The organism is Thermaurantiacus tibetensis (genome assembly GCF_015354055.1).
Taxonomy (GTDB): Bacteria; Pseudomonadota; Alphaproteobacteria; order Sphingomonadales; family Sphingomonadaceae; genus Thermaurantiacus; species Thermaurantiacus tibetensis.
The window spans coordinates 59,156-82,207 of record NZ_JACHTM010000003.1 but is presented as its reverse complement, the minus strand read 5'-3'; the positions used below and the strand labels follow the sequence as shown (position 1 = coordinate 82,207).

The window sequence follows — 23,052 nt, the reverse complement described above, 5'->3', positions numbered from 1 at the left end:
GGTCGCCGTGCGGCTACCCCGCGCGCCGACCGGCATCCGCAACCGCGCCGCGCGCCGTGCGGACGATCCCCCGTGCGTCGGGACCCGGCGCGCGGGCATCGGGGTGGAACCAGTGGCAGGTCGCGCAGGCGCCCGAGGCCTTCGTCTCCGGGTGCCGCGCCGCCCAGTCCGCATTGCCGTGGCACTGGCGGCAGGTGGCGATGGCCGGCAGCAGCAGGTCCTCGGCCTGCTCGCTCGTGCCTGCCGCGTGGCAGGTGGCACAGCGCACCGTCTTGTGCTGGCCGTGGGGAAACTGGCTGCGCTGGTAGAAGCGCCCGATGAGGTGGACCGGGGCGATTGCGAAGGTGAGGCGGCCCTGCGCGGAGTCGCGCTGCACCTCGTGGCAATCCCGGCACACTCCGCCGGGCAGGAAGGGGGCGGCCGCCCGAAGGTCCGCCGCAGGCGCGAGGCCGGGGCTCGCGGGCCCGGCCCCCGGAAGCGCCCGGGCTGCGCCGGCGACCGTGGGACGCGGGGCCACGGGCGGCCCGAGACCAGCGAGGGTTGCCACCACCTCGGCCGGCTTGCCGTGCGGCAGCTCGACGATCCGGCCCGAGGCGTCGGCAACCGCGAGGCTGTGGCAGGCACCGCAGTCCCGCTCCATCGCCACCGGCAGGAAGCCCGGGCCGGTCTTCTCGGGCCGGTGGCAGTCGGCGCAGCCGAGCGGCCTGCCATAGGCCTGAAGGCGCTGGGCCATGCGGGCAACCGCGTTCGCGGCCGAGAGATGCTGGGCATGGCTGAAGCGGAGGCCGTTGCGGTCCTCGGGCCGGCGGTCGAGCGGGACCTGCCGGAGGAGCGGCCTGGGGCCTTCGAAGCCAGCGACCACGAACGGGCGGAACTCGGGGTGGTCTTCCCGCCAGTCGCCGGCATCGCGGAGGGGCGTGTCGGAAAGGCGGTGGGAGAGGTCCCGGTGGCAGCCGGCGCAGCCGCTGGTCTCGGGGTTGGAAAGGAGCTTCGGGCCCTCGTGCTCGGTGTGGCAGACGGTGCAGCGCCCGGGCGGCAGGCCGGCCATGGCGCGCGCCGCGGCCACCGGCCCGGGGGGCTCGGCCAGGACGGCGAGGAGGCGGTCGGGCCGCGCGTGGTCGTGGGCGTCTTCGTGGCAGCTGCGGCAGGTGGAGTCGGTCACGCTTTCGAAGGGGGCCTGGTGACAGGCCTTGCAGTCGGCCACCAGCCGCGCGTGGGCCGAGCTCATCGGCCCGGAGAGCCAGGCCCGGTCGGACCTCGGACCCGCGCGCGCGAAGTGCGGCTCGGCGGCCAGCGCCCGCGCCGTGGCAGCCGTTGGCGGCAGCGGGCGGGCGAGGAAGCCGGCGATCGGCCAGGCGAGGAAGGCAAGCAGCACCACGAGGCCGAGGACCCAGGCCGCCGTGCGCCGCCCGGCGACGGGCGGCGTGAGCCTGTCGGGCAGCGCGCGGTCGACCGGGGCCTGCTCGAGGGTGAGGAGGATGGCGCCAGCCTCGGCGGCATCGCGCGCGATGGTGAGCCGGTAGCTGCCGAGCGCGATGGTCCGGGGCTCGGCGAGCGGCAGCGGGCCGGGCGAGGCCGGATGGCCATCGACGAGGACGGGTGCCTCGGGGCTCAGCACCACCTCGCCGCCGGCGCCCGCGGCCAGCATGAGGTGGCGGAGTGCGACGGCGAGATCGGGGATCTCGATGTCGCAGTCGGTCGCCCGGCCGATGGTGACGGGCCCCGGCCCGAGGTCCCGCTCGCGAACGATCTCGCCGCCGGCGAGGCGCTGGCTGACCTGGCGGAGGCGGAAGCGGGCGGGCGGGGGCGGCATGCTCACCAGTAGAAGAAGACCGAGACGATGTGGGCGAGGAGCGCGGCGAGCAGCGCGACCGTGAGCGGCACGTGGACGAGCAGCCAGACCTGGAGCCAGGTCTTGAGGCGCGCGTTGGTGCGGATGCGCGCGAGAAGCACGGAGCGCGCGGCGAGAAGGTCGCGAAGCGGCGCAAGCTCCGGGTCGCCTTCGGGAAGGGCGCGGAGCGCGGCCGCGGTGCCGCAGCGCGGGACGCGCCCGGCGAGCCGTGAACCGAGGCTTCGGCCGACCGCGGGTGTCGCCAGCGCGTCCCGGACGAGGGCGGCCTCGCGGTCCCCGAGCGGGCGCGCGGCGGCCTCGAGCGCGCGGTCGCTTTCGGCCAGCGCTGCGGCCATGGCGCGCTCGCTGGCCGTGGCCCGGTTGTCAGAGAGCTGCCGCGGCAGGCGCTGGTAGAGGACGACGCCCCAGACTCCGGAGAGGATGACGCCCATCATGAGCGCCCAGGCGAGCGTGTGGACGTTCCAGCCGAACTGGAAGCCGGCGTGGAGCGTGGCGATGATGGCAAGGGCGAGGCCGAGCCAGACATGCGCCGACACCCAGGCCTTGAGCGACCAAGGCCCGTCGGTGAAACGCCGCTTGCGGATGCCCAGCAGCGAGAGCCAGACGATGAGCCCGGCCGAGAGCGTGCCCAGCGCATAGCCGAGCGCGGTGCCGCCGTTCGGCCGGGGCCAGGGATCGTCGAGCGCATAGAGGAGGACGCTGCTGCCGGCCAGCAGCGCGGCGATCCACGCCCAGCGGTAGCGGCGATGGGCGAGGAAGCCTTCGTGGATGGCCTGTGGCGCGCGCCGTGCGGTCGTGGAAGGGGCGCTCGGGCGCGCGGGGGCGTTCACGGCTCCATCTCCCCGATCCTCAGTCCCGCCGCCCTGCCAGCGCGAGGAAGGTCTCGGGCGAGACGCGGATCGCAGCGCCCGTCGGGCAGGCGCGCACGCAGGCCGGCCCGCCGGCCTTGCCGGCGCACATGTCGCACTTCACCGCCTTCTTGGGCGGCGCCTCGGTCCTGAGCCGGGCCCGCTCGGCCTTCGCCCACGCCTTCGGCGGCTCGCCGGGGCCCGGGCCGCGGCCGAGCAGCAGCCAGGACAGGAGCCCGGGCTTCCGGGGCGGCGGCGAGTCCATCCGGATGACGCCATAGGGGCAGTGGCGCACGCAGTTGCCGCAGCCGATGCAGCTGTCGTTGATCGAGACCTCGCCGTCGGGCCCGCGGCGGATGGCATCCGGCGGGCAGTCGGTCATGCAGTGCGGGTGCTCGCAGTGGCGGCAGGAGGTGGGGACATGGAGATAGGCGAAGGTGCGGCCGGCCTCGCGATCGAGGCGGGAGAGGCCGTCGTGGCTGTCGGCGCAGGCCTTCTCGCAGTTGTCGCAGCCGACGCACAGCCGCTCGTCGATGAGGAGCGCGTCGGTCGCCTCGCCGAGGCCGTTCTCGACGAGGAAGGCCGCCGTCTCGCTGTAGAGGTCGACCGCGCTGCCGAACCGGTCCTTGCGCTCCTCGATGAAGGCGTTGAGGGCCCGGCGCGCGGCCATCTCGGCAAGCGTGCGGGCGCGGAGTTCCGGCCGGGCCTCGAACAGCCTCCGGAAGGCGGCGCCGTCGAGCCGGATGAGCTCGGAGCGGATTGCCGCGCGCACCGTTGCCGTGCGGGGGGTGCCGTCGAGCACCGCCATCTCGCCGAAGTAGGAGCCGGCCGGAAGGTAGCGGAGGAAGACCGGCCGGCCGCCAATGCGCTTCTCGACCGTGCAGGAGCCGCGGCGGATCACGAACATGTCGTCGCCGGTCTCGCCCTCCGTGACGATGGCCTCGCCTGCGCGGGCAGTGACCGTCCGGGCGGTCTCGAGGATGGGCGCGAGATCCTCGGCGACGAGCCCGGACTGGAAGATCTGCAGCAGAAGCCGCGTGGTGGTGATCCGGTCCACTTCCGCCCCCGCGTCGGGCACGGTGCCGATGAGGCGGAGCGCCGCCGTGCGCGGAAGCTCGACGAGGATGGCGGGGGTTGCCGCGCGCACCGTCGCGCCGCGCCGCCGGCCCGAGATGAGGCCGACCTCGCCGACGATCGAGCCTTCGCCGATGGTCGCCGTGCGGCGTGGCGGTCCCGGGTCGATCTCGACCTCGACTGCGCCTTCGGCGATGGCGAAGAGCGAGGCGCCCACGTCGTTCTTCACGAACACCACCTCGCCGGCCGCGTATCGGCGGACGGTCGCATCGAGCAGCAGCTCGCGCATCTGCAGCGGCGAGACCGGGCGGAAGATCGAGACCCGCGCGCGCAGGAAGGCGATCCAGTCGTCGACCGGGCGTGCCGGCTGGAGGCCGGCGAACACCCGCTCGAGGATCGGCTCGTCGGCCGGCCGGAGGTCGGTATTCCCGGCGATGAACTCGATGACATCATGGCCCTGGTTCAGGCAGTGCTTGATGAGCGGGTAGCCGGCGAGCGCGCCGATGACGTGGAGGCCGGGCACGCTCGTCTCGAACTGGGGGGAGAGCAGCGGAAAGGCCTCGCGCGCGGCAGAGGTGAAGGCGACCCCGGCCTTTTCGACGAAGGCCCGGGGCGGCGCCGAGCCAAGCCGGGCGATCACCCGGTCGCAGCGCAGGCGTGCCTCGCCGTCGCGCGTGTCGACGACCATGTGGCCCGCCTCCAGCCGGTTGGGCGCCGTCTCGGTCAGCACCGCGATCCGGCCAGCGTCTCGCGCTGCCATCAGCGCCTTGACGTTGGCGTCCTTGGCCTTGGCGAAGTCGGCCGAGCGGTTGAGGAGGGTGACATGGTTGCCCTGCGCCGGGTCGGCGGCGAGGCCGAGCGCATTCTCGATCCCGGCATCGCCTGAGCCAACCACGACGATGTGCTCGTCGACGAAGGCGGCGGGGTCGTCGAGCGTGTACTGGACCACCGGCGCGCCGGGCGCGCCGACGCCGGGGATCTTCAGCAGGTTGGGGTTGCCCTGGGTGCCGATGGCAAGCACCACATGGGCGGCGCGGATGCGCGTGCCGTCGGCGAGTCCCAGCGTGAAATCCCCCCGCGTGCCGGAGATCTCCGTCACCTCGGCGTGGTGGCGCACGGCAATTCCGGCCGCGGCGGCGTCCTCTGCCCAGCGGGCGAGGACCGTCTCGCGCGCGCCAGCCTCGAAGGCGAGATCGCAGCGCAGCAGGAGCTGCGGCGGAGTCGCCATCACGTGCTTGCCCTTCTGGTAGCGGAAGATGGTGTCGGCGAGATGGTCGGTCTTCTCGAGGAGGAGATGGCGCATGCCGCGCCGCGCCGCGCGGGCGGCTGCAGCAAGGCCGGCCGGGCCCGAGCCGACGATGGCCACGTCCAGCAGCTCTTCGCTTGGCTCCACAACGGCTCCCGTTCCGGTCGCGTCCGGCGGAAGCCTAGCACAGCTTCGCCCATGGGCCAGTCCCGCTCTTGCCCCGCGCCGCGCCAGCGCGCCCGCCCCGGATCTTTACGATCGCGCCCGAAGGCCCCTAGATGCCAGGGGCTTCCCGGCAGGGGTGGAGACGGGCGTCGTGGCAGCGGAGATCGGCCAGTTCGCGCTCATCCTCGCGCTGGTCATGGCAGTCGTGCAGGCGGGTCTCGCGGGCGCTGGCGCGCGCTGGCGCGACCCGGCCCTCGTCGCGGCCGGTCGGGCGGCCGCGATGGTGCAGGGCGCGCTCGTGCTGCTCGCCTTCCTCGTCCTCCTGCTGCTGTTCGTCCGCCTCGACCTCTCGGTCGAGCTGGTCGCGCGGCACGGCCATTCCGCCCAGCCCGCGGTCTACCGGCTGGCAGCAGCCTGGGGGAACCACGAGGGCTCCATGCTGCTTTGGATCCTGATGCTCTCCGGCTTCGGAGCGATGGTGGCGATCGGCGGCAGGGAGCTGCGGCCTGCGTTCCACGCCCGCGTCGTCGCCGTCCTCGGCCTGCTGTCGGCTGCGTTCCTCGCCTTCCTCCTCTTCACCTCCGGCCCGTTCGCGCGGCGCTGGCCTCCCGCTCCGGAGGGGGCGGAGCTCAACCCGCTCCTGCAGGACCCGGGTCTCGCGCTTCACCCGCCCCTCCTCTACGTCGGCTACGTGGGGCTGTCGGTCGCCTTCGCCTTCGCTGCGGCGGCCCTCCTCGAGGGGCGGGTCGATTCGGCCTGGGCGCGCGCAGTGCGCCCGTGGATCCTCGCCGCCTGGTCGGCGCTGACTGCGGGAATCGCGCTCGGCTCCTTCTGGGCCTATTACGAGCTTGGCTGGGGCGGCTGGTGGTTCTGGGATCCGGTCGAGAATGCCGCGCTCCTGCCCTGGCTGGTGGCAACGGCGCTCCTCCACTCGGCCCTCGTCCTCGAGACGCGCGGCACCCTCGTCTCCTGGACCCTCCTTCTCGCCATTTCCGCTTTCGCGATGAGCATGGTCGGCACCTTCCTCGTGCGGTCCGGCATCCTCACCTCGGTCCACGCCTTTGCAACCGACCCGACGCGGGGCAGCATCATCCTTCTCATCATCGGCGGCTTCACCGGCGCTGCGCTTGCGCTGTTCGCCTGGCGCGCGCCGGCGCTCGAGCGGGGCTCCGCCTTCGCGCCCGTCTCGAAGGAATCCGGCCTCGTCGCCAACAACCTCTTCCTGATGGCCGCGGGAGTCGCCGTGCTGCTTGGCACCTTCTGGCCCCTCGTCATCGACCTCGCGACCGGCGACCGGATCTCGGTGGGCCCTCCCTACTATGCCCTCACCTTCGTGCCGCTCGTCGTGCCGCTCCTCGCGCTCGTCAGCCTGGGGCCGGTGACGCGGTGGAAGACCGACCGCCTGCGCGACGTCATGGCCCGGCTGCGTCCGGCCGCTGGCGCCGCCCTGCTCGCTGCGGCCGCGACCTTCGCCCTCTTCTGGTCCGCAGGCTGGACGGCGGCGCTCGCCGCGCTCGGCTTCGCGCTTGCGGCCTGGCTGGTGGGGGGCGCGGTCTTGGCACTTCTCCGCCGCTTCCGGGTGCCCGGAGGAGGGTTCGCGCTGCGCCTCGTGCGGACCACGCCGGCCTCCGCGTGGGGCATGGCGCTGGCGCACGCCGGCCTCGGCATGCTCACGGCCGGGATCACGGCGGCCTCGCTGTTCACGGTCTCCGAGGTGGCAGCGATGGCGCCTGGGCAGGCGGTCGATCTTGCCGGACGCCGGCTGACGCTCGAGTCGGTCGGGCGGGTGACGGGGCCGAACTGGGAGGCTCTTGAGGCCCGCTTCCGGCTGGGGGACGGCCCGGGCGGCCGCACCGTCGTCGCCCAGCGGCGCCGCTACCCGGCAAGCGGCCAGCAGACGACCGAGGCCGGAATCGCCTTCGGCCTGCTCGGCAACGTCTACGTCTCCGTCGGCGACGCAACCGGCGGACGGCTCGCAGTCCACGCCTGGTGGCATCCGCTCGTTGGCTGGATCTGGGCAGGCGCACTGGCGATGGCGCTCGGCGGCGCCGTGGCGATGGCCGACCGGCGGTTCCGCCTGCCGGCGGCGGTCCGGGCAGCGCCGGCCGCAGTGCCCGTTCCGGCGGAGTGACGACAGTGGGCCGCCTTCCCTTCGTGCTGCCGCTCCTCGGCCTTGCCGCCCTTCTGGTGGCCCTCGGGCTCGGCATGACGCGGGACCCGAAGCGGCTTCCCTCGCCGCTGGTCGGCCGCCCCGTGCCCGAGTTCGCGCTGGCCCCGCTGCTGGACGGCGGTGCGCCGCTCGTCGCCTCGGCGCTTGCCGGCGACGGGGAACCCAAGCTCCTCAACCTGTTCGCCTCCTGGTGCACGAGCTGCCGGCTCGAGCACCCGATGCTGATGCGGATCGCCGCCGAGGGCGTCGCGCTCTACGGTCTCGACTGGAAGGATGCGCCCGAAGACGGGCGCGCCTATCTCGCGGCGCGGGGCAACCCGTTCCGCGCCGTCGGCAGCGACCCCGACGGCCGGGCTGGCCTCGCGCTCGGCGTGACCGGCACGCCCGAGACCTTCGTGATCGACGGGCGCGGCATCATCCGCCACCGGCATGTCGGGCCGATCACGGCCGAGGCGTGGGAAGGCACGCTTCGGCCGATGCTGGCGCGGCTCGGCGCGGGGGCGGCGGGCTGAGATGCGCTGCCTCGCCGTTGCCGCAAGCCTTCTCCTGCTGGCTGCCCCGGCCGTCGCGGTCGAGCCAGACGAGACGCTCGCCGACCCGGCGCTCGAGGCCCGGGCGCGGGAGATCGCACGGGGCCTGAGGTGCGTGCAGTGCCAGAACCAGTCGATCGACGAGAGCAGCGCGCCGCTCGCGCGCGACCTCCGGCGCCTGGTGCGGGAACGGCTCGCGGCCGGCGACAGCGATGCCGAAGTGGTCGCGGAGGTTCGGGCGCGCTACGGGGACTTCGTGCTGCTGAAGCCGCCGTTCGATGGCCGCACCCTCCTCCTCTGGGTGGGTCCCTTCGCCGTGCTGGTCGTGGCCGGCGGCCTTCTCGTCCGGCGGCTCGGCCGGATGCGGCCGGACCTCGACGAAGAGCCTGACGGGGCCGGTCAGGAGCGCTGATATGGGCGGGATCTGGCTCTGGGCCGCACTGACGCTGATCGTCGTGGGCGCCGTCGTCCCCGTTGTCCTGGCGCTGGCGGGGCGTCGCCGCCCGGCGAACGGGACCGCTGCCTCCGGCATGGCCCCGCTCCTCGCCGGCCTTGCGCGCGAGCTTGCCGACATCGACCGGCAGCTCGCCGAAGGGACGCTCGCGCCCGCCGAAGCCGCGGCGCTCAAGGGGAATGTCCGCCGCCGTCTCGAGGAGGAAGCACACCGCCTTGCCGCGGAAGGGCAACGCCCGGACGGGCCGCGAACCGGAGGTGCCGCATGGCTGCCGCACGCGCTTGCCGCGACCGTGGTCGTGGCAGCGGCCGGCCTCTACGGCTGGATGGGCCGTCCCGACGCGGTCGGAGGGAGGGCGGAGGCAGGCGGCAGGGACGAGGCGGGCGGCGCCGGACCCGCAAGTCCGGCTGCGACCGCCGGGGACGTGCAGCAGCTCGTCCAGCGGCTCGAGGCACGGCTTCAGCGGAACCCGGAGGATGCCGAGGGCTGGCGGATGCTGGGGTGGAGCCGGTTCGAGCTCGGCGACCATGCCGGTTCCGCGGAGGCCTACGCGCGCGCGGTGGCGCTTGCACCTGGCAACGCCGCCTATCTCTCGGCGCTCGGCGAGGCGCAGGTGATGGCGGCCGACGGCGCGATCACCCCCGCCGCGCGCGCGAGCTTCCGCCGGGCGCTTGCGATCGATCCCACGGATGCGCGCGCCCGCTACTATCTGGCCGCAGCGCGCGACCAGGACGGCGACACGCGAGGGGCAGTCGAGGAGTGGCTGAAGCTGGTGGCCGAGGACCCGGCGGCACCCTGGGTGGCGGACCTCCGGTCCATCATCCTCGCCCGGGCCGAGGCAGCGGGACTGGATGTCGCCGCGCGGCTGCCGCCGCCGCCAGCTGCCGCCCTGCCGCCGGGCATGCTGGCCGCACCCACGCCGGACCAGGTGGCCGAGGCCAGCGCCATGTCGCCCGAGGACCGGCAGGCGATGATCCGCGGCATGGTCGATGGCCTCGAGGCGCGGCTGAAGGAGAACCCCCGCGACCTTGGCGGCTGGCAGCGGCTGATCCGCGCGCGCATGGTGCTGGGCGAGGAGGCAAGGGCGCGCGCCGCCTATGCCGAGGCGCGGCGGGCCTTCGCGGGCCGCGACGCCGACTTGCGCGCACTCGAGGCGTTCGCCCGCGAAGTGGGCCTCCCCGGCGCCTGAGCGGGGGTCCATTTCCGTTGGGCGGCCCCGCCGGCCGCGTCAGGGGCAGACGGTCCCGCCGGGGGGGCAGGGCCTGGTCGCCGGCCGGGTCGGGTTGTCGGCGCTGGGTGGCAGCAGCTCGGTCACCTCCCGCCCGGGGGGCTGGACCTCGAGGGCGGAGGCAAGAACGGCAGCCGAGGGGATGGGCCAGCGCCCTTCGTCGCCCGCCGAGTCGGGGACGGTCCGAAGCAGCTCGGAAAGGCGGGCGAAGGCGGCCCTCGAGAATCGGAAGGGCCCGATCGGCGCGGCCCCCGGCGCCGGGACAAGGATGGCGAAGCCGGGCCGGTCGATCGGGACCGTCACTCCGCCGGCCGTCACCGTCAGCAGGCCCGGCCGGTCGAGCCCCTGCGTTCGCGGACCCGGCCCGCGCAGAACGACCAGCGTTGCGGCTTCCGGATCGAGTGCCGGGATTTCGGGCGGCGCGTCGAGGAGCGCGAGGATGGCCGGCACGTCGCCCCCGACCAGTCCCTCGAGCACGGTGCCGCGCACGCCGATGCTGGCCACCGGAGTCGAGACGGCGGCAGCACCGCCTTCGCCGCGGACCGCCCGGCCCGACATGAACCGGAAGGCCCCGCGCGCCACCGAGGCAGCGACCTCGCCGGTCCTGCGGTCAGGGTCGTAGACGAAGCGGTCGATCACCATGCGCGCGCCGGCGCCGACCGTGAAGACCGAGCGGTCGACAAGGAGGAGCTGCAGCTGGCTCGCGGCGCCGGTGGCAACCCGGGTGCCGAGGAACACTGGCTCGCGCAGCACGGCGGGCCGGAGCGCGGCATCGCGGAAGGTCTGCATCGCGACCTCGTTGCGGATCGCGCTGTTCACTCCCACCGCCGGCGGCGCCTGGGCGCCAGCCGGCAGGGCCGCGACGAGAAGCGCAAGTGCGAGGCTGCGCCCCCTCATTCGCCGAACACCCAGATCAGCCGCAGCTCGCCGCCAACCGACTGGTAGGCGAGATAGGGTCGCTGGGTGTCCCTCCGGGTCCAGGACAGTGCGGCCTCGAGGGTCATCCCCTCGCGGACATCGGCCGTCGCACCGGCATCGGTGAAGGCCGACAGCGGTGCCCCGAGCGCCGCGCGCACGAAGCTTCGCGTTTCCTTTCGCTCACGCCCGTCGAGCAGCGGGTCAGGCGCCTTGAAGTCGAGGACGCGGACGCTTCCGGCAAGCGTCGAATAGGCGCCCCGGCCAAGCTGGTGGCGCAGCGACCCCGAGAAGCCCGGCCCGGAGAAGGCGAGCGGCCGGAAGTCGGCCGACTTGTCTTCCCAGCCCAGCTGGGCGGACAGCGAGGTCGCGCCGGAGAGCCGGTGCGAAAGCCCGGCCGCAAGCGCGACCCGCACGCCTGAGCGGGCGTCGGCAGCAAGCCCGGGCACCAGCCCGGCAAGGAGCGGCTCGTCGAACGACTGGTCGGTGACCTCGACCGAGGCATCCACCGTCGTCAGGTGGGAAAGCCGGCGGCTGATCGCCAGGCGGCCGCCCCATTCGGTCAGGTAGGGATCGGCAAACAGCGCGAGGTGCCGCACCAGCCCGGCAGCAGTGAAGGCGGTGCGCGGGCCGATCTCGCCGGCGATCCCGGCCGAGACGTCGGCAAGCAGCGTCTCGAACCGGGGGCCGGACAGGTCCTTTCGGCCCTGCGCCGAGGCAAGCAGGAAGACGCTGGTCGGCTCGGCATCGGCCAGCCGCGCCGACAGCTTCAGCCGGCCGCCGCCGGAGAAACCGAGGCCATCGTCCTTCTGCCCGCCGCCTAGGCCGACATCGACCAGGTTGGCGATCGCCCCAGTCGCGTTGCCATCATAGGCAAGGCCAAGGTTGACCGACCCCGAGACGCTCACGCGCTGGTCGCGCCTTGCGATCAGCCGGCGATACTTGTCCACCTCCGCCCGCTGCAGCGGCGTGAGCTCGACTCCGTCGAGCAGGTCGAGCTCGCGGCTGGCGGCCTCGACATCCTCCATGCGGAACAGGGTGACGGCATAGAGCAGGCGGGCGGCATGCCAGTTGGGCTCCTCGAGCAGCAGCCGCTCGATCGCTGCGGCAGCCGAGAGAAGGTCACCCGCCGCTGCGGAGTCGCGGGCGAAGCGCAGGTTGAGCTCGGCATCGTCGGGCGCCCGCAGCACGGCATCGAACTGCCGGTCGCCGGAGCCGGAGATGACGATCTCGCGGCCCTCGGCCCGGGCCTGGAGCGTCGCCTCGATCGAGATCTCGTCCTCGCGGCTTCTCGGACGCTCGAACGCGCCGAAGGGATCCTCGGGCACCGCCTCCTGCGCTGCAAGGGGGAGGGGGCAGAGAAGGAGGACGCCCGCACAGAGCGCGCGCCAGCCACTTGCCGCTCGCCTCCGCCCGGACTGGCTGGCCCACGCCATGAACCCACCTCCGCGCTTCCCACGCCCCTGTTGCCGTTGCCCTCTTTCGTGCGACAGTGCAAGGATGTGGCCGTTCGGAACAGCAACCGATCCGGCGACCGGGGGAAACCGGAGCCCCTCGCGCCCGCCGCGTCTGGCCCTGCCCGGCCGGCTGGGCGCCGCGCTGCCGGGAGTCGCCGTGACGCTGCTTGCGCTGCTGCTCCACTGGAGCGAGGCGGGGCCGCTCCGGCAGCTCGGCCTGCTGCTGTTCGATGCCTACCAGCGCGCGGCGCCGCGCCCTTACGCGCCCGCGCCGGTCAGGATCGTCGACATCGACGACGAGACGATCGCCCGGCTCGGGCAATGGCCCTGGCCGCGGCTCGAGGTGGCGCGGCTCACCTCGCTCCTCGCCGAGGCGGGCGCGGCTGCGATCGCCTTCGACATCGTCTTCGCCGAACCCGACCGGACCTCGCCGGCGCGCGTGGCGGACATGCTCGAAGCCAACCCGAAGGCGCGCGCGCCGTTCGCCGACATCCGTGCCCTTGCCGACCACGACGCCATCTTCGCTGCCGCGCTCGCCGGGGCGCCTTCGGTACTCGGCTTCTTCCTCGCCCGCGAGACCACCGGGCCGCCGCCGCAGCGGCCGGCCGGCTTTGCCATTGGCGGGAGCCTGCCGGCGAGCATCCCGGTCTTTGCCGGCGCGATCAGCCCGCTGCCAGAGCTGGCGGAAGCGGCGAGCGGCGCGGGCTTCCTCACCATGACCGGCGACCGCGACGGCATCATCCGCCGCGCACCCCTTCTCGCCCGCGTCGGGGACACCGTGGTTCCGGCGCTCTCGCTCGAGGCACTCCGAGTGGCGCAGCAGGCCGGGGTCATCCTCATCCGTGCGTCCGACGCCAGCGGCGAGCTCGGCGGGCGCGGGGACGCCGCGGTCGTCGGCCTCAAGGTCGGGGACTTCGAGGTCCCGACCGACGCCGGTGGCGAGCTCTGGATGCACTACACCGAGCCGGTGCCCGAGCGGCTGGTGCCGGCCTGGACGCTGATGGAAGGCCAGCTTTCCGAAAGCCAGCGGCGCGACCTGTTCGAGGGCCACATCGTCTTCGTCGGCACCGGCGCCCAGGGTCTGCGCGACCTCGTCTCGACGCCGCTGCGCGCGCGCGAGCTTGGCGTGATGGTGCACGCCCAGGCGGTCGAGCAGATGATCCTCGGCCGGTTCCTGGTCAGGCCGGACTGGGCGGCCGGCGCCGAGCGGCTGCTGCTCCTCGTCTTCGGGCTGGGGCTGGCGCTCCTTCTGCCGCGCCTTGGTGCGCTGCCAAGCGGCATCATCGGCGCGCTGGCAACCGCCGCCATCGTCGCCCTGTCCTGGCTTGCCTTCCGCCGCTGGGGCCTGCTCCTTGATCCGGTCGGGCCGGTGCTGGCAGCGACCGGCAGCTACGTGGCGGTCACCGCCGCCAGCTTCTGGCGCGAGGAGCGGCAGCGCGCCTACATCCGCAACGCCTTCGACCGCTACCTCTCGCCCGAGCTGGTCGAGCGGATCGCCGCCGACCCCGGCCGGCTCGAGCTCGGCGGCGAGGACCGCGACATGACCGTCATGTTTTTGGACGTGCGCGGCTTCTCCCGCCTGTCGGAACGGATGGGCCCGCGCGAGGTCATCGCCTTCCTGGTCGAGTTCCTGACTCCGATGACCGACATCCTGCTCGCCCATCGCGCGACCATCGACAAGTATATCGGCGATGCCATCCTTGCCTTCTGGAACGCGCCACTCGACGACCCGGACCATGCGGAGCACGCCGCGCGCGCAACGCTCGCGATGGTAGCGCGGCTTGCCGAGCTCAACGCCGAGAAGGCCGGCGGTCCCGGCCCGTGGCCGGGCGAGGTCCGCATCGGGATCGGGCTCAACACCGGCACCTGCTGCGTCGGCAACATCGGCTCGGCGCAGCGGCTGAACTACTCCCTCATCGGCGACACGGTGAACCTCGCCAGCCGGATCGAGGGCCAGACCAAGGCCTATGGCGTGACGATCGCAATCGGCGAGGAGACGGCGCGGCGCCTCGAGGGGTTCGCGCTCCTCGAGCTCGACCGGCTCCGGGTGGTGGGCCGCGACCGCCCCGAGACGATCTTCGCCCTGCTCGGCCCGCCGGAGATGGCGGAACAGGCGGCGTTCCGCGCGCTCGCGGAGCTCCACGCGGCCATGCTGCAGTGCTACCGGGCGCAGCACTGGGAGGAGGCGGCCGCGCACCTCGACCGGCTGGCCGCGCTCGCGCCCGCGTTCGGCCTGGAGAAACTTGTCGCCCTCTACCGGGCGCGGGTCGAAAGGTTCGCCGCGAACCCGCCGGGCGCAGGCTGGGACGGCGTGGCGGAGGCCGAGAGCAAGTGAGCCGCGCGCCCCTTCCGCCCCGCGCAACAATGATTGACGCAGATTCGTCCCATCGCGGGCATACTCCGGCCCGCCCACCGAGTCGCCGAGGCAGAGGGCCATGCGGATAGCCCAGATCACCGACCTCCACATCGGGTTCGAGCCGGACAATCCCGACGAGCAGAACGCCCGCCGCCTGGCCGCCGTGCTGGCGCGGCTTGCCGAGCTCCAGCCGGACCTGGTGCTCGCCACGGGCGACCTCACCGAACATGGCGACGGACAAGGCTATGCGAGGCTTCGCGCGCTTCTCGATGCCTCCGGACTCCGGTTCCGGTTCCTCGTCGGCAACCATGACTGCCGCGCGGCCTTCGCGGCCGTCTTCCCCGGCTGGCAGGCCGATGACGGCTTCGTCCACCATGCGGCCGACATCGGCGGGCTCCGCATCGTCGCGCTCGACACGCTGGAGGAGGGGCGGCACAGCGGCGCCTTCTGCTCCGAGCGCGCACGCTGGCTCGAGGCGCGGCTCGCCGAGGCGCCCGACCGGCCGACGCTCGTGGCGCTGCACCACCCCCCGGTCGAGACCGGCATTGCCTGGATGACGGCACCGCGCAACGCGCCCTGGGCCGAGCGGCTTGCTGCGGTCATCGCCCGCCATCCGCAGGTCCGGCTGCTGGTTGCCGGGCACATCCACCGGACCATGGCGACGACCTTCGCCGGGCGGCCGCTCCTGGTCTGCCCGGCCTCGGCGCCGCAGCTGGCGCTCGACCTCGCGCCGATCGACCCTGCCGTGCCCGACGGCCGGCCGATGGTGGTCGACGAGCCGCCGGGCTTTGCCCTCCACGTCTGGGATGGGGTGCAGTTCGTGACCCACTTCGGCCTGGCCGATGGCGCGGACGTGATCGTCCGCCACGACACGCGGATGGCGCAGGCGATCGCGCCCATCCTCGCCGAGCACGCCGCCGACCGCGCCGGCGGTCCCGCCCCCTATCCTGCCGCCTAGCGGCCGGGCGCCCGGCGGTCGGGCCGATCCTCCTCCTCGTCGCGGCGGATGAGGATGGCGCCGTCCTCGACGCCCACCTGGAAAGTGCCGCGGTCGGCAAGCTCGAGCAGGATCGTGCCGCGCAGCGCACCCGGCTCCCCGGCGAAGGGGTCGAGCGGCGCGAACTGCTCGAGGCGGAAGCCGAGCGCCGGGTCGGCGAGCGGCGGCAGGCAGCTCTCGGTGCCGCCGATGCTGCAGCCGTTGAACCGCGCTGCCGGGTTTCCGGCCAGGATCGCGCCGGAGCGCGCGGCCTGCGGCCCGAAGAAGGCCCGGCCCTCGCCGTTGACGATCACCCCGGAGAGATCGACGACGCTGCCGCCGTTGACGGTGAGCACGGTCGGCACCCGCGGGCCCGCCTGGCGGTTGGCGAGCACGAGCCCGGCGAAGCTGCCGGGAACCGAGCTCGTGTTCTGGGCGACGATGCGCCCCGGAGCCGTGATGGTCATCGTCTCGGCGACCACCCACAGCCGGTCGTCGGCGGGGGACGGCGGCAGGCCCGGCGCGCCCGCCTGCACGTCGATTGCCGCCGGATCGGCAGCAGCGACGGCCACCTGGAAGTCTGCCAGACCGAAGATCACGTTGCTGAGCGCAGTGATCGAGATGTTCGCGAGCGGCACGAGCGCTGCGTAGCAGTCCTGCAGGAAGAGTTCCCCGGCACCCAGGCTTGCCGCCACCAGCACGGCACCCGGTGTCAGCCCCTCGATCGGGTTGGCGCCGAGGATGAGCCGGCCGCCGGCCTCGGTCGGGGTGACGTCGCCCACCACCCGGATGCGCGCGGCAGCCCCGGCGTAGAAGCCGAAGACCGGCTGCTTGGCCGGGTCGAAGCCGAAGCGGTCGACGACAAGGTCGGCGGTGCCGCCGACTCCGAAGCCAGCCTCGAAGGCGGCGCTGGCCGGGCCCTGCGGCGTGGTCGCCCGCGGCACCGCCCCGGTCGAGGCGGAGATTCCGGCCGGCGCGTCGATGCGGGCAATGTCTGCCGCGGAGACGACGAAGCCGGGCCCGCCGGGGGCGCCGCCGAAGCGCAGCGGCCCGGTGGCGACGAAGCGGACCTCGCGCCCGGCCAGGCGGTCGCGCAGCTCGAAGCGTCCGCCCACCAGGCTTGCGACCCCCGCCGCCGTCGCCTGGCCGATGGCAAGCAGGCCGCTGCCGGCCGAGAGCAGCATGTCGCGCCCGGCGGTCGCTTCGCCGAGCGAGAGCCCCGCCGTGAATCGGGCCAGGATGTCGGTGGGGGCGGCAAGCGTTCCGAACGTGCCCGTGCCGCCGTCGAGGCGGATGTTGAACCCGTCGCCTGCGCCATCGGGCCCGAGCCCGGTGGCCAGCACCCGGCCGACGCGGATGACGGGGCTTGCGAGATCGACATCGTCGTCGGCGACGACTTCCTCGAGGTCCATCGTCGCGCTGCCGGTGCCGACCATCCGGATGCTCCCGCGCGACGTGACGACACCGCCGCCCGGCGCCGAGAGGATCGAGAAGGCGCGCGCATCGACCGCCCCGCCGGCGGTGACCCGGCCGAGGCGGAGGATGCCGCCCGCTGCCTCGGGCGCGCGCAGCCGGAGCGTGCCGCCGGTCGAGACCGTGCCGGGAAGCGCCAGCTCGCCCGCCGTCGTCTCGAGCGTGGCCGCGCCGCCGACGGTCGCGCCGGCCAGCGTCATGCGCGCGGCGCGGGCGGCAAGGCTCCCCGGCGCCGCAATCGCCCCGGTCTCGAGGCTCCCGCCTGCCTCGAGCGCGACGTCGCGCCCGGCCTCGAGCGCGGAAAGCCGCACGTCGCCGGCGCCCTCCACGCGGATGTCGCGCCCGGCGGCAAGCGGCCCAGGCGCGGTGAAGCCCGCGCCGGTCGCCGTGACGAGGAGGTCCCGGCCGATTCCGCCCGTCGCCCCCAGCGCGAGGCTTGCCGCCGTGACCCGCGCGTCGCGGACGGTCGCAAGCTGCTCGATGGCAACCGCGCCCGGCGACTCGGCGAGGAAATCCCGCGCCGCCGTCACCGGGCCGAGGGTGATCGTGCCGCCGCGCACCTCCATCACCGGCCCGTCGCCCTCGCCGTCGGGCCCGAGGCCGGTGGTGGTGAGCGCGCCCGCCTGCACCCCCGGCGCCCCTGCTGCAAGGCGGAGGTCGTCGCCGGCCGACACCGGCCCGTCCACCCGGACGAGGCTTTCGCGCGAGCGCACGTCGACATCCGCGCCGGCGCTGATCCCGCCGGCCACGTCGACGAAGAGAAGGGCCTGGAGGCGGACCGAGCCGGGCGCGGCGATGCTGCCGGCCACCTCGATCCCGCCGGTGCGCGCCTCGGCATCGAGGTTGCGGCCGATTCCGGCAAGATTGAGCCGAACGCTGTCGCTGCGCACCACGAGATCGCGCCCCGCCGTCAGCCCCGGCGCGACGGGCGACCCGTCGCGGAAGCCGGCGAAGACGGCATCGCGGCCTTCGAGGCGCATGTCGCCTGCAGACGCGCCGCGCGCGATCTCGACGAAGGTGCCGGAGACGCCGACCGTGCTGCCGTCGCCCTCGGTATCGGGCCCGAGGCCGGTGGTCAGCACCTCCTCGCCCAGCACGAGGTTGGCGCTCGAGGCAACCCGGATGTCGTCACCGGCGGCAAGGCGCCCGAAGTTGATGCCCCGATCCGTTGCGAGCTCGACGTCGCGGCCGGCCTCGACGCTCGCCCCGCGCGTGCCGATGAAGCCGGTGGCCAGGAGACGCGCATCGCGGCCCGCGGCGAGCAGGACGCCGGAGTTCAAGGCAATCTCGTCCCCGGAGACGGCGATGTCGCGGCCGGCCAGGAGCCCTGTGCCGCCCACGTTCACCCGGTCGCCGTCGGCGCCGGCAAGTGCGATGTCGCGGCCGGCGCGGACGAGGCCCGACGTGAACAGGAGGCCCCCGGTCGCCCGGATCTCGGCATCGGTCCCGGCGGTCGCGCCCAGCGGCAGCTGCACCTCGGCGCCGGTGATGCGCAGGCTGCCGCCAGCGGTGGGCGCGGCGAGCGCCTGCACGCTGCCGAGCGCGGCAAGATCGAAGTCGCCGGCCGCGCTCGAGGCCTCGAGGAAGGCCGCGCCCGCCGCCTCGGCGAGGATCCGGCTGCCGTCGCCTTCCGCGTCCTCGCCCTCGCCGGTGGCGGTTGCCGCGAGGACGAGCGTGCCGGCCGCGCGCACGCTGACGTCGTCGCCGGCAGTCGCGCGCACGCTGACATCGCCGGCCGTCGATTCGATGCGGATGTCGCGCCCGGCTGCGATGCTGAACGGAAAGCCGAGCGGCCCGAGGACCGACGCGCCCGCCAGCCGCGCGTCGCGACCGGCGGCAGCCGTGTCGAGAATCTCGAGGCTGCCGCCGGCGGCAAGGTCGAGGTCGCGCCCGGCCGTCACGGTCGACGCCTCGATCCGGCCCGCGGCGGCAAGCGCGAGGTCGCGGACGGCTGCGAAGGCCGGGCCGACGATGTCGCCGGCGGTTGCGGCAAGGCTGAGGTCGCGCCCGGCGCTCGCCTCGGTGAGGTCGAGCGTCGTGCCCGTGACCGCGAGGTCGCGGCCGGCGGTCACCCCGCCGTCGCGGCCGAGGGTGGCCGGGCCGGTCGTGGCATCGACCGCGATGTCGCCGGGGGCCGAGAGCGCAAGCGCGTCGGCGCCGGCTGCAACCAGGCGGATGTTCGCTCCGTCACCTTCGGCGTCCGCGCCGTCGCCGCGCGCCTCGACCGAGCCGAGCGCCGCTGCTCCTCCCGCCTCCATGGTCACGTCGTCGCCCGCCGAGACGCGGCCCGCCTCCAGCGCACCGGCCGCGACCAGCCGCGCGTCGCGCCCGGCAACCAGGCCCGTTGCGCGCGTCAGGATGCGGAGGCTCGCCGCCTCGAGGTCGGCGTCGCGGCCGGCGGTTGCATCGGCGATCGCAAGCGCCCCGGTCATGCGCGCGCGGATGTCGGTCGGCGCCTCGATTGCGCCGAAATCGCCGAGCCCGCCGGCCAAGCGCACGTTGAAGCCGTCGCCGTCCGTGTCGGGCCCGAGCCCGGTCGAACGGACGAGGCCGACCCGGATCGACGGGCTTTCGAGGTCGACGTCGTCATCGGCGACGATCTCGTCGGCCTCGATGCTCCCCGGCCCCGTGCCCGTCACCCGCGCCGAGCCGCCGGCCGCAAGCCTCGTCGCCCTGACCGTCCAGGCGCGCGCGTCGAGGTTGCCGCCGGCCGTCACGGTCGCAAGCGCCATCACGCCCGCGGGGGCATCGTCCCGGGCACGCAGCGTGACCTCTCCCCCTGCCGAGAGCGGGCCGGCAGCGGAGAGGGCAGCCGCCGAGACCAGCCGGAGGTTGCCGGCGGCGGCGAGCCCGCCGGAGAGGGCGAGGTCGTCGCGCGTCGTCTCGAGGTCGATGTCGCGCCCGGCGGCAAGCGCGCCGAGCGCAAGCGCTGCACCGCGCGCGGCAAGGTCCCGGCCGGCGGTCGCGGTCCCGACGTTCACGCCTTCGCCGGCGTCGAGGCCGAGGTCACGCCCGGCAGTCGCCGAGGCAAGCGCGATGTCGCCGGTGGCAGCAAGCGCGAGATCGCGCACGGCGGCAAGCGTGCCGCCGCCGATGTCGCCGGCCGTCGCGGTCAGGCGGATGTCGAGGCCGATGTCGGTGTCGGCCGCGATCGTGACCTGGGTGCCGGTCACCTCGAGGCTGCCGCCGGCGGTGACGCTGGCGCCGGGGTTCACGCCGAGCCGCGCCGCGCCGCTGCGGGCGAGCACCCCGATGTCGCCGGTGGCGGCGAGCGTCTGGGCATCGACCGATGCCCCGGAGAGCAGGAGGCGGGCGCCGTCGCCTTCGTCATCCGGCCCGTTGCCGAGCGCGGCGGCCTCGAGGACGAAGACATCGCCCGCGGCCGCGATCCGCACGTCGTCTCCGGCGCGGGCGTCGTCGAGCAGCAGCGGCCCCGACCGGACCTCGACCGCGATGTCGCGGCCGGCCTCGAGCGAGGCCGCCGACAGCGTGCCGGCATCGACCAGGATGTCCCGGCGCGCCCTTGTCACGCGCGGCAGGGTGGTGGCGCCCGTCGTCGTGACGCGGATGTCGTCCGCGCCGTCGAGCCCGCCGGCGACAAGGCTCGCTGCGCTGGCGACGATGTTGAACCCGTCTCCATCCTGGTCGGTGCCGGGCGCGATCGTCGCCAGATCGACCGTCGCGGCCCCGGCAGCGGCGAGCAGGATGTCGTCGCCGGCCGCGAGCGTGCCGGCCGCGAGCCCGGCGGCCGAGGTGAGCGCGATGCTGCCCGAGACCGACAGCGCATCGACGGCAAGGTTGGCTGCGGTGGTGGTGAAGCGGGCGTTGCGGATCGGGCCGGCGAGGCCCGTGGCATCGAGGCTTGCAGCAGTGAGCGTCGCGTCGCGGCCGGCCAGCGCCGAGACGAGCGACAGCGCGCCACCGGCAGTGATCGAGAGGTCGCGCCCACCCCCCGATTCGATGATGGTCACCGGATCCGTGCCGGTCACAACCAGCGTCGCGTCGCGCCCGGCAAAGAAGGAGGGCGCCGCGGCCGCCTCGACGGTCAGCGCGACATCGACCTCGGCGTTGGCCACCAGCTCGGCAAGCCGCGACTCCGGCGAAAGGAGCCGGATGCTCGCCGAGTCGCTCCGGAGCTCGAGAACGTCGATGTTCTGGATCCCGCCCTCGAAGCGGACATCGCCGCTGATTCCGGCCGGGAAGTTCCCGAACTGCGCGAGCGCGAGCAGCTCGGCAACCCGGCCGTTGCCGGCGAAGTCGCGGTCGAAGTCGGGCACCAGCAGCGCCGGGTCGCCGTTGTCGAGGATCTCGTTGCCGGCGACATCGTCGAAGCCCGGCTTCGACTCGAGGGTCGTGCCCGGGTTGAAGAGGATGCCGCGGCCGAGCGACTCCCGCCCCGAGATGACGTAGAGGTCGTCGCCGAAGCGCAGGCTGGCACCAAGGAGCGTGTTCACGTTCGCCTGCCGCGCGATGAGGATGAGGTCGCCGTCGACATCGGCGCCACCCAGCGTGACCGGGCCGGCATCGCTGGTGAGCGCGAGCGAGCCGGGGTTGCCGCGCCCGGCCGCGACGCGCGCGTTGCCGACCGTCACGCCGCCGGCGGCGTCGATCCCGGCGAAGCCCGCGGCCGAAAGGTCGTCGAGCTGGACGTTGCCGAGGGCGGCAAGCCTCAGCGGCCCCGAGACGATCTCGGCGAAGCGGATCGAGGGCCCTGCGCCGGTGAAGCTGTCGGCGAGCGAAATCCGGCTGGTCGAAAAAAGGTCCTGGGTGCGAACGGCAAGACCCCCGTCGAGGAACAGGCCCGCCGTGCCGGTGTCGATGTCGATGTCGACGGCGAACGCGCTCAGCACCGAGCCCTGGGTAAACCCGGTGACGAGGCCGGCGAGCTGCACGCGGTCCTTGTCCGACTCCAGGTGGAGCGAGCGGATGGGGGAAGGGCCTCCGCTCGGGTCGGTCCGGTCGCTGTCGCGGGTCACGTCCGGCCCGGCATTGCGGCTCTCGATGGTGGTGCCGGGCCCGCCGGCCACGAGCGGTCCGTCTGCGACTGCCACGATGTCGTCGCCGGCCGAGAGGCTGCCGAGCGTGACGGCGCCGGCACTGCGCACGAGGATATCGCCGCCGGCCGTGAGCGGCGCCAAGCCGGTGACGTCGCCGCCCACCTCGACCCGGATGCTGCCTCCGGCCTCCAGCGCGCCGAGCGCGGTGAGGCCGGGAGGCACGGCCTCCCGCGTTTCGATGCGGATGTCGCCGCCGGCAAAGGCGGTCAGGAGTTCGCCCTCGTCCTGGCGGATGCGGATGTCGCCGTCGGCGGCGAGGTCGGCGAGCTCGGCGCGGATCCGCGTCGGGGCGGTGTCGTTCGGCGGGCCGGGTGCGTTTCCGGCGATGCCGCTGCCGGCCGAAAGCACGATCTGGCCCTGGTCGACGGTTGCCGCCGTGGCGACGACGGTGCCGGTTGCGCGGATGATGGCCGAGACGAGGTCGGTGCTGCCGACGAGCGAGAGCCAGACATTGGCGCCCCGGACGGTTCCGGCGAGGTCGATCGGTGCGCCGCCGTCGCGGGTGCCTTCGCCTGCCGGCACCTCGAACTCGACGAGATCGAAGTCGTTCGTCGCGTTGCGGGCGAGGCGGATGGTGTAGCTGTTCGCAGCGCCGACGAGGGCAGTGCCGCGCTCCGCCCGGATGTCCGAGCCCGCCTCCTGCCGCACGTTCTGCGCGACGATGGCGAGGAAGCCGTCGCTCGCCTCGACGCTGGCGCCGGAGGAAAGGAGGACCCCCGTGGTCAGCAGCGGGCCGAGGTTGGCCTCGATGGTCAGCCGGTCGGGCAGGAGCAGCTCCGCCCGCCCGGCGGGCGTGAGGAGCAGATCGGGCACGGCGTTCGAAAGGAGGATGCCGCCGGCTGCCACGCGGCCGCCGGTGCCGAGGATGATGCCGCTGCGCGTGAAGAACCAGAGGTTGCCGCCGAGCGGGTCGGTTGCCGAGGGTCCGAGCCGGCCCTCGACCGTGCCCTCGATGAAGAAGCCGGCATCCGACCGCAGCAGCGCGACGCCGTCCCGGCCGGGGTTGGTGAAGTCGAACCGCACCGTGTCACCCGAAGACAGGACGAAGCCCTGGCCATGGTCGAGATAGGTCCGGGGCGCGTTGAGGGTCACGAGACGGAGCGTGCCGACATCGGTGATGACCGGGGCGCCGCCGCCGGCGGTGACCTGCACGTCGGTGATGTCCGGAAACTGCGCCGCGGCCGGGGCCGCAAGGGCGAGGGCGGCAAGCGCGGTCCCGAGAAGAAGGCGGGTGCGGGTCATGGCGTCCTC

Annotated in this window: 12 protein-coding genes; 6 read left to right on the top strand and 6 right to left on the bottom strand. The window is 74.1% G+C overall.

Annotation, left to right across the window (positions count from 1 at the left end; all coding sequences use genetic code 11):
• Window positions 1-13 precede the first annotated feature (13 nt).
• From H3H34_RS09010 to H3H34_RS09000, 3 genes are read right to left on the bottom strand one after another with little or no spacing between them, the layout of a single operon-like run.
• Complete coding sequence (locus tag H3H34_RS09010; protein WP_194744963.1) at window positions 14-1,813, bottom strand: cytochrome c3 family protein; 1,800 nt, start codon at window positions 1,811-1,813, stop codon at window positions 14-16.
• A 2-nt stretch (window positions 1,814-1,815) separates the two neighbouring features.
• A complete protein-coding gene (locus tag H3H34_RS09005) occupies window positions 1,816-2,682 on the bottom strand; it encodes a hypothetical protein (protein WP_328831716.1) in 867 nt (288 codons plus the stop codon).
• A 19-nt stretch (window positions 2,683-2,701) separates the two neighbouring features.
• Window positions 2,702-5,167 carry a cyclic nucleotide-binding domain-containing protein gene (locus tag H3H34_RS09000; protein ID WP_328831714.1) on the bottom strand — a complete coding sequence of 822 codons (2,466 nt, stop codon included), beginning with the start codon at window positions 5,165-5,167 and terminating at the stop codon, window positions 2,702-2,704.
• Between the two features lie 154 nt (window positions 5,168-5,321).
• Between H3H34_RS09000 and H3H34_RS08995 the strand changes: the two genes are divergently transcribed.
• Genes H3H34_RS08995 through ccmI form a run of 4 tightly spaced genes read left to right on the top strand, consistent with a single transcriptional unit; the run spans window position 5,322 to window position 9,528 of the window.
• The gene (locus H3H34_RS08995; protein ID WP_328831712.1) at window positions 5,322-7,316 is read left to right on the top strand and encodes a heme lyase CcmF/NrfE family subunit; all 1,995 of its coding nucleotides are present in this window, start codon (window positions 5,322-5,324) and stop codon (window positions 7,314-7,316) included.
• A gap of 5 nt (window positions 7,317-7,321) precedes the next feature.
• A complete protein-coding gene (locus H3H34_RS08990; RefSeq protein ID WP_194744962.1) occupies window positions 7,322-7,867 on the top strand; it encodes a DsbE family thiol:disulfide interchange protein in 546 nt (181 codons plus the stop codon).
• A gap of 1 nt (window position 7,868) precedes the next feature.
• Window positions 7,869-8,297 (top strand): cytochrome c-type biogenesis protein, encoded by a 429-nt coding sequence (locus tag H3H34_RS08985; RefSeq protein WP_194744961.1) that lies wholly within the window; start codon window positions 7,869-7,871, stop codon window positions 8,295-8,297.
• Window position 8,298: 1 nt separating this feature from the next.
• The gene (gene ccmI / locus H3H34_RS08980) at window positions 8,299-9,528 is read left to right on the top strand and encodes a c-type cytochrome biogenesis protein CcmI (RefSeq protein ID WP_194744960.1); all 1,230 of its coding nucleotides are present in this window, start codon (window positions 8,299-8,301) and stop codon (window positions 9,526-9,528) included.
• Window positions 9,529-9,567: 39 nt separating this feature from the next.
• Here ccmI and H3H34_RS08975 read toward each other — a convergent pair whose 3' ends face one another.
• Window positions 9,568-10,464, bottom strand: coding sequence for a FecR family protein (locus tag H3H34_RS08975; protein WP_194744959.1), 897 nt, complete (start codon window positions 10,462-10,464; stop codon window positions 9,568-9,570).
• On the bottom strand, window positions 10,461-11,810 hold the full coding sequence (locus H3H34_RS08970) for a hypothetical protein (RefSeq protein ID WP_194744958.1): 1,350 nt from the start codon (window positions 11,808-11,810) through the stop codon (window positions 10,461-10,463). The genes H3H34_RS08975 and H3H34_RS08970 overlap by 4 nt, the downstream gene beginning before the upstream one ends.
• A 286-nt stretch (window positions 11,811-12,096) precedes the next feature.
• Here H3H34_RS08970 and H3H34_RS08965 point away from each other — a divergent pair, with 286 nt between their 5' ends.
• Both H3H34_RS08965 and H3H34_RS08960 read left to right on the top strand, forming a co-directional pair.
• Entirely contained in the window at window positions 12,097-14,274 is a 2,178-nt protein-coding gene (locus tag H3H34_RS08965) for a CHASE2 domain-containing protein (RefSeq protein ID WP_194744957.1), read from the top strand.
• A 100-nt stretch (window positions 14,275-14,374) separates the two neighbouring features.
• Window positions 14,375-15,253: a phosphodiesterase gene (locus H3H34_RS08960; RefSeq protein ID WP_194744956.1), complete on the top strand. Its 879-nt coding sequence runs from the start codon at window positions 14,375-14,377 to the stop codon at window positions 15,251-15,253.
• Here H3H34_RS08960 and H3H34_RS08955 read toward each other — a convergent pair.
• Window positions 15,250-23,043 carry a hypothetical protein gene (locus tag H3H34_RS08955; protein ID WP_194744955.1) on the bottom strand — a complete coding sequence of 2,598 codons (7,794 nt, stop codon included), beginning with the start codon at window positions 23,041-23,043 and terminating at the stop codon, window positions 15,250-15,252. The genes H3H34_RS08960 and H3H34_RS08955 overlap by 4 nt on opposite strands.
• Window positions 23,044-23,052: the final 9 nt, after the last annotated feature.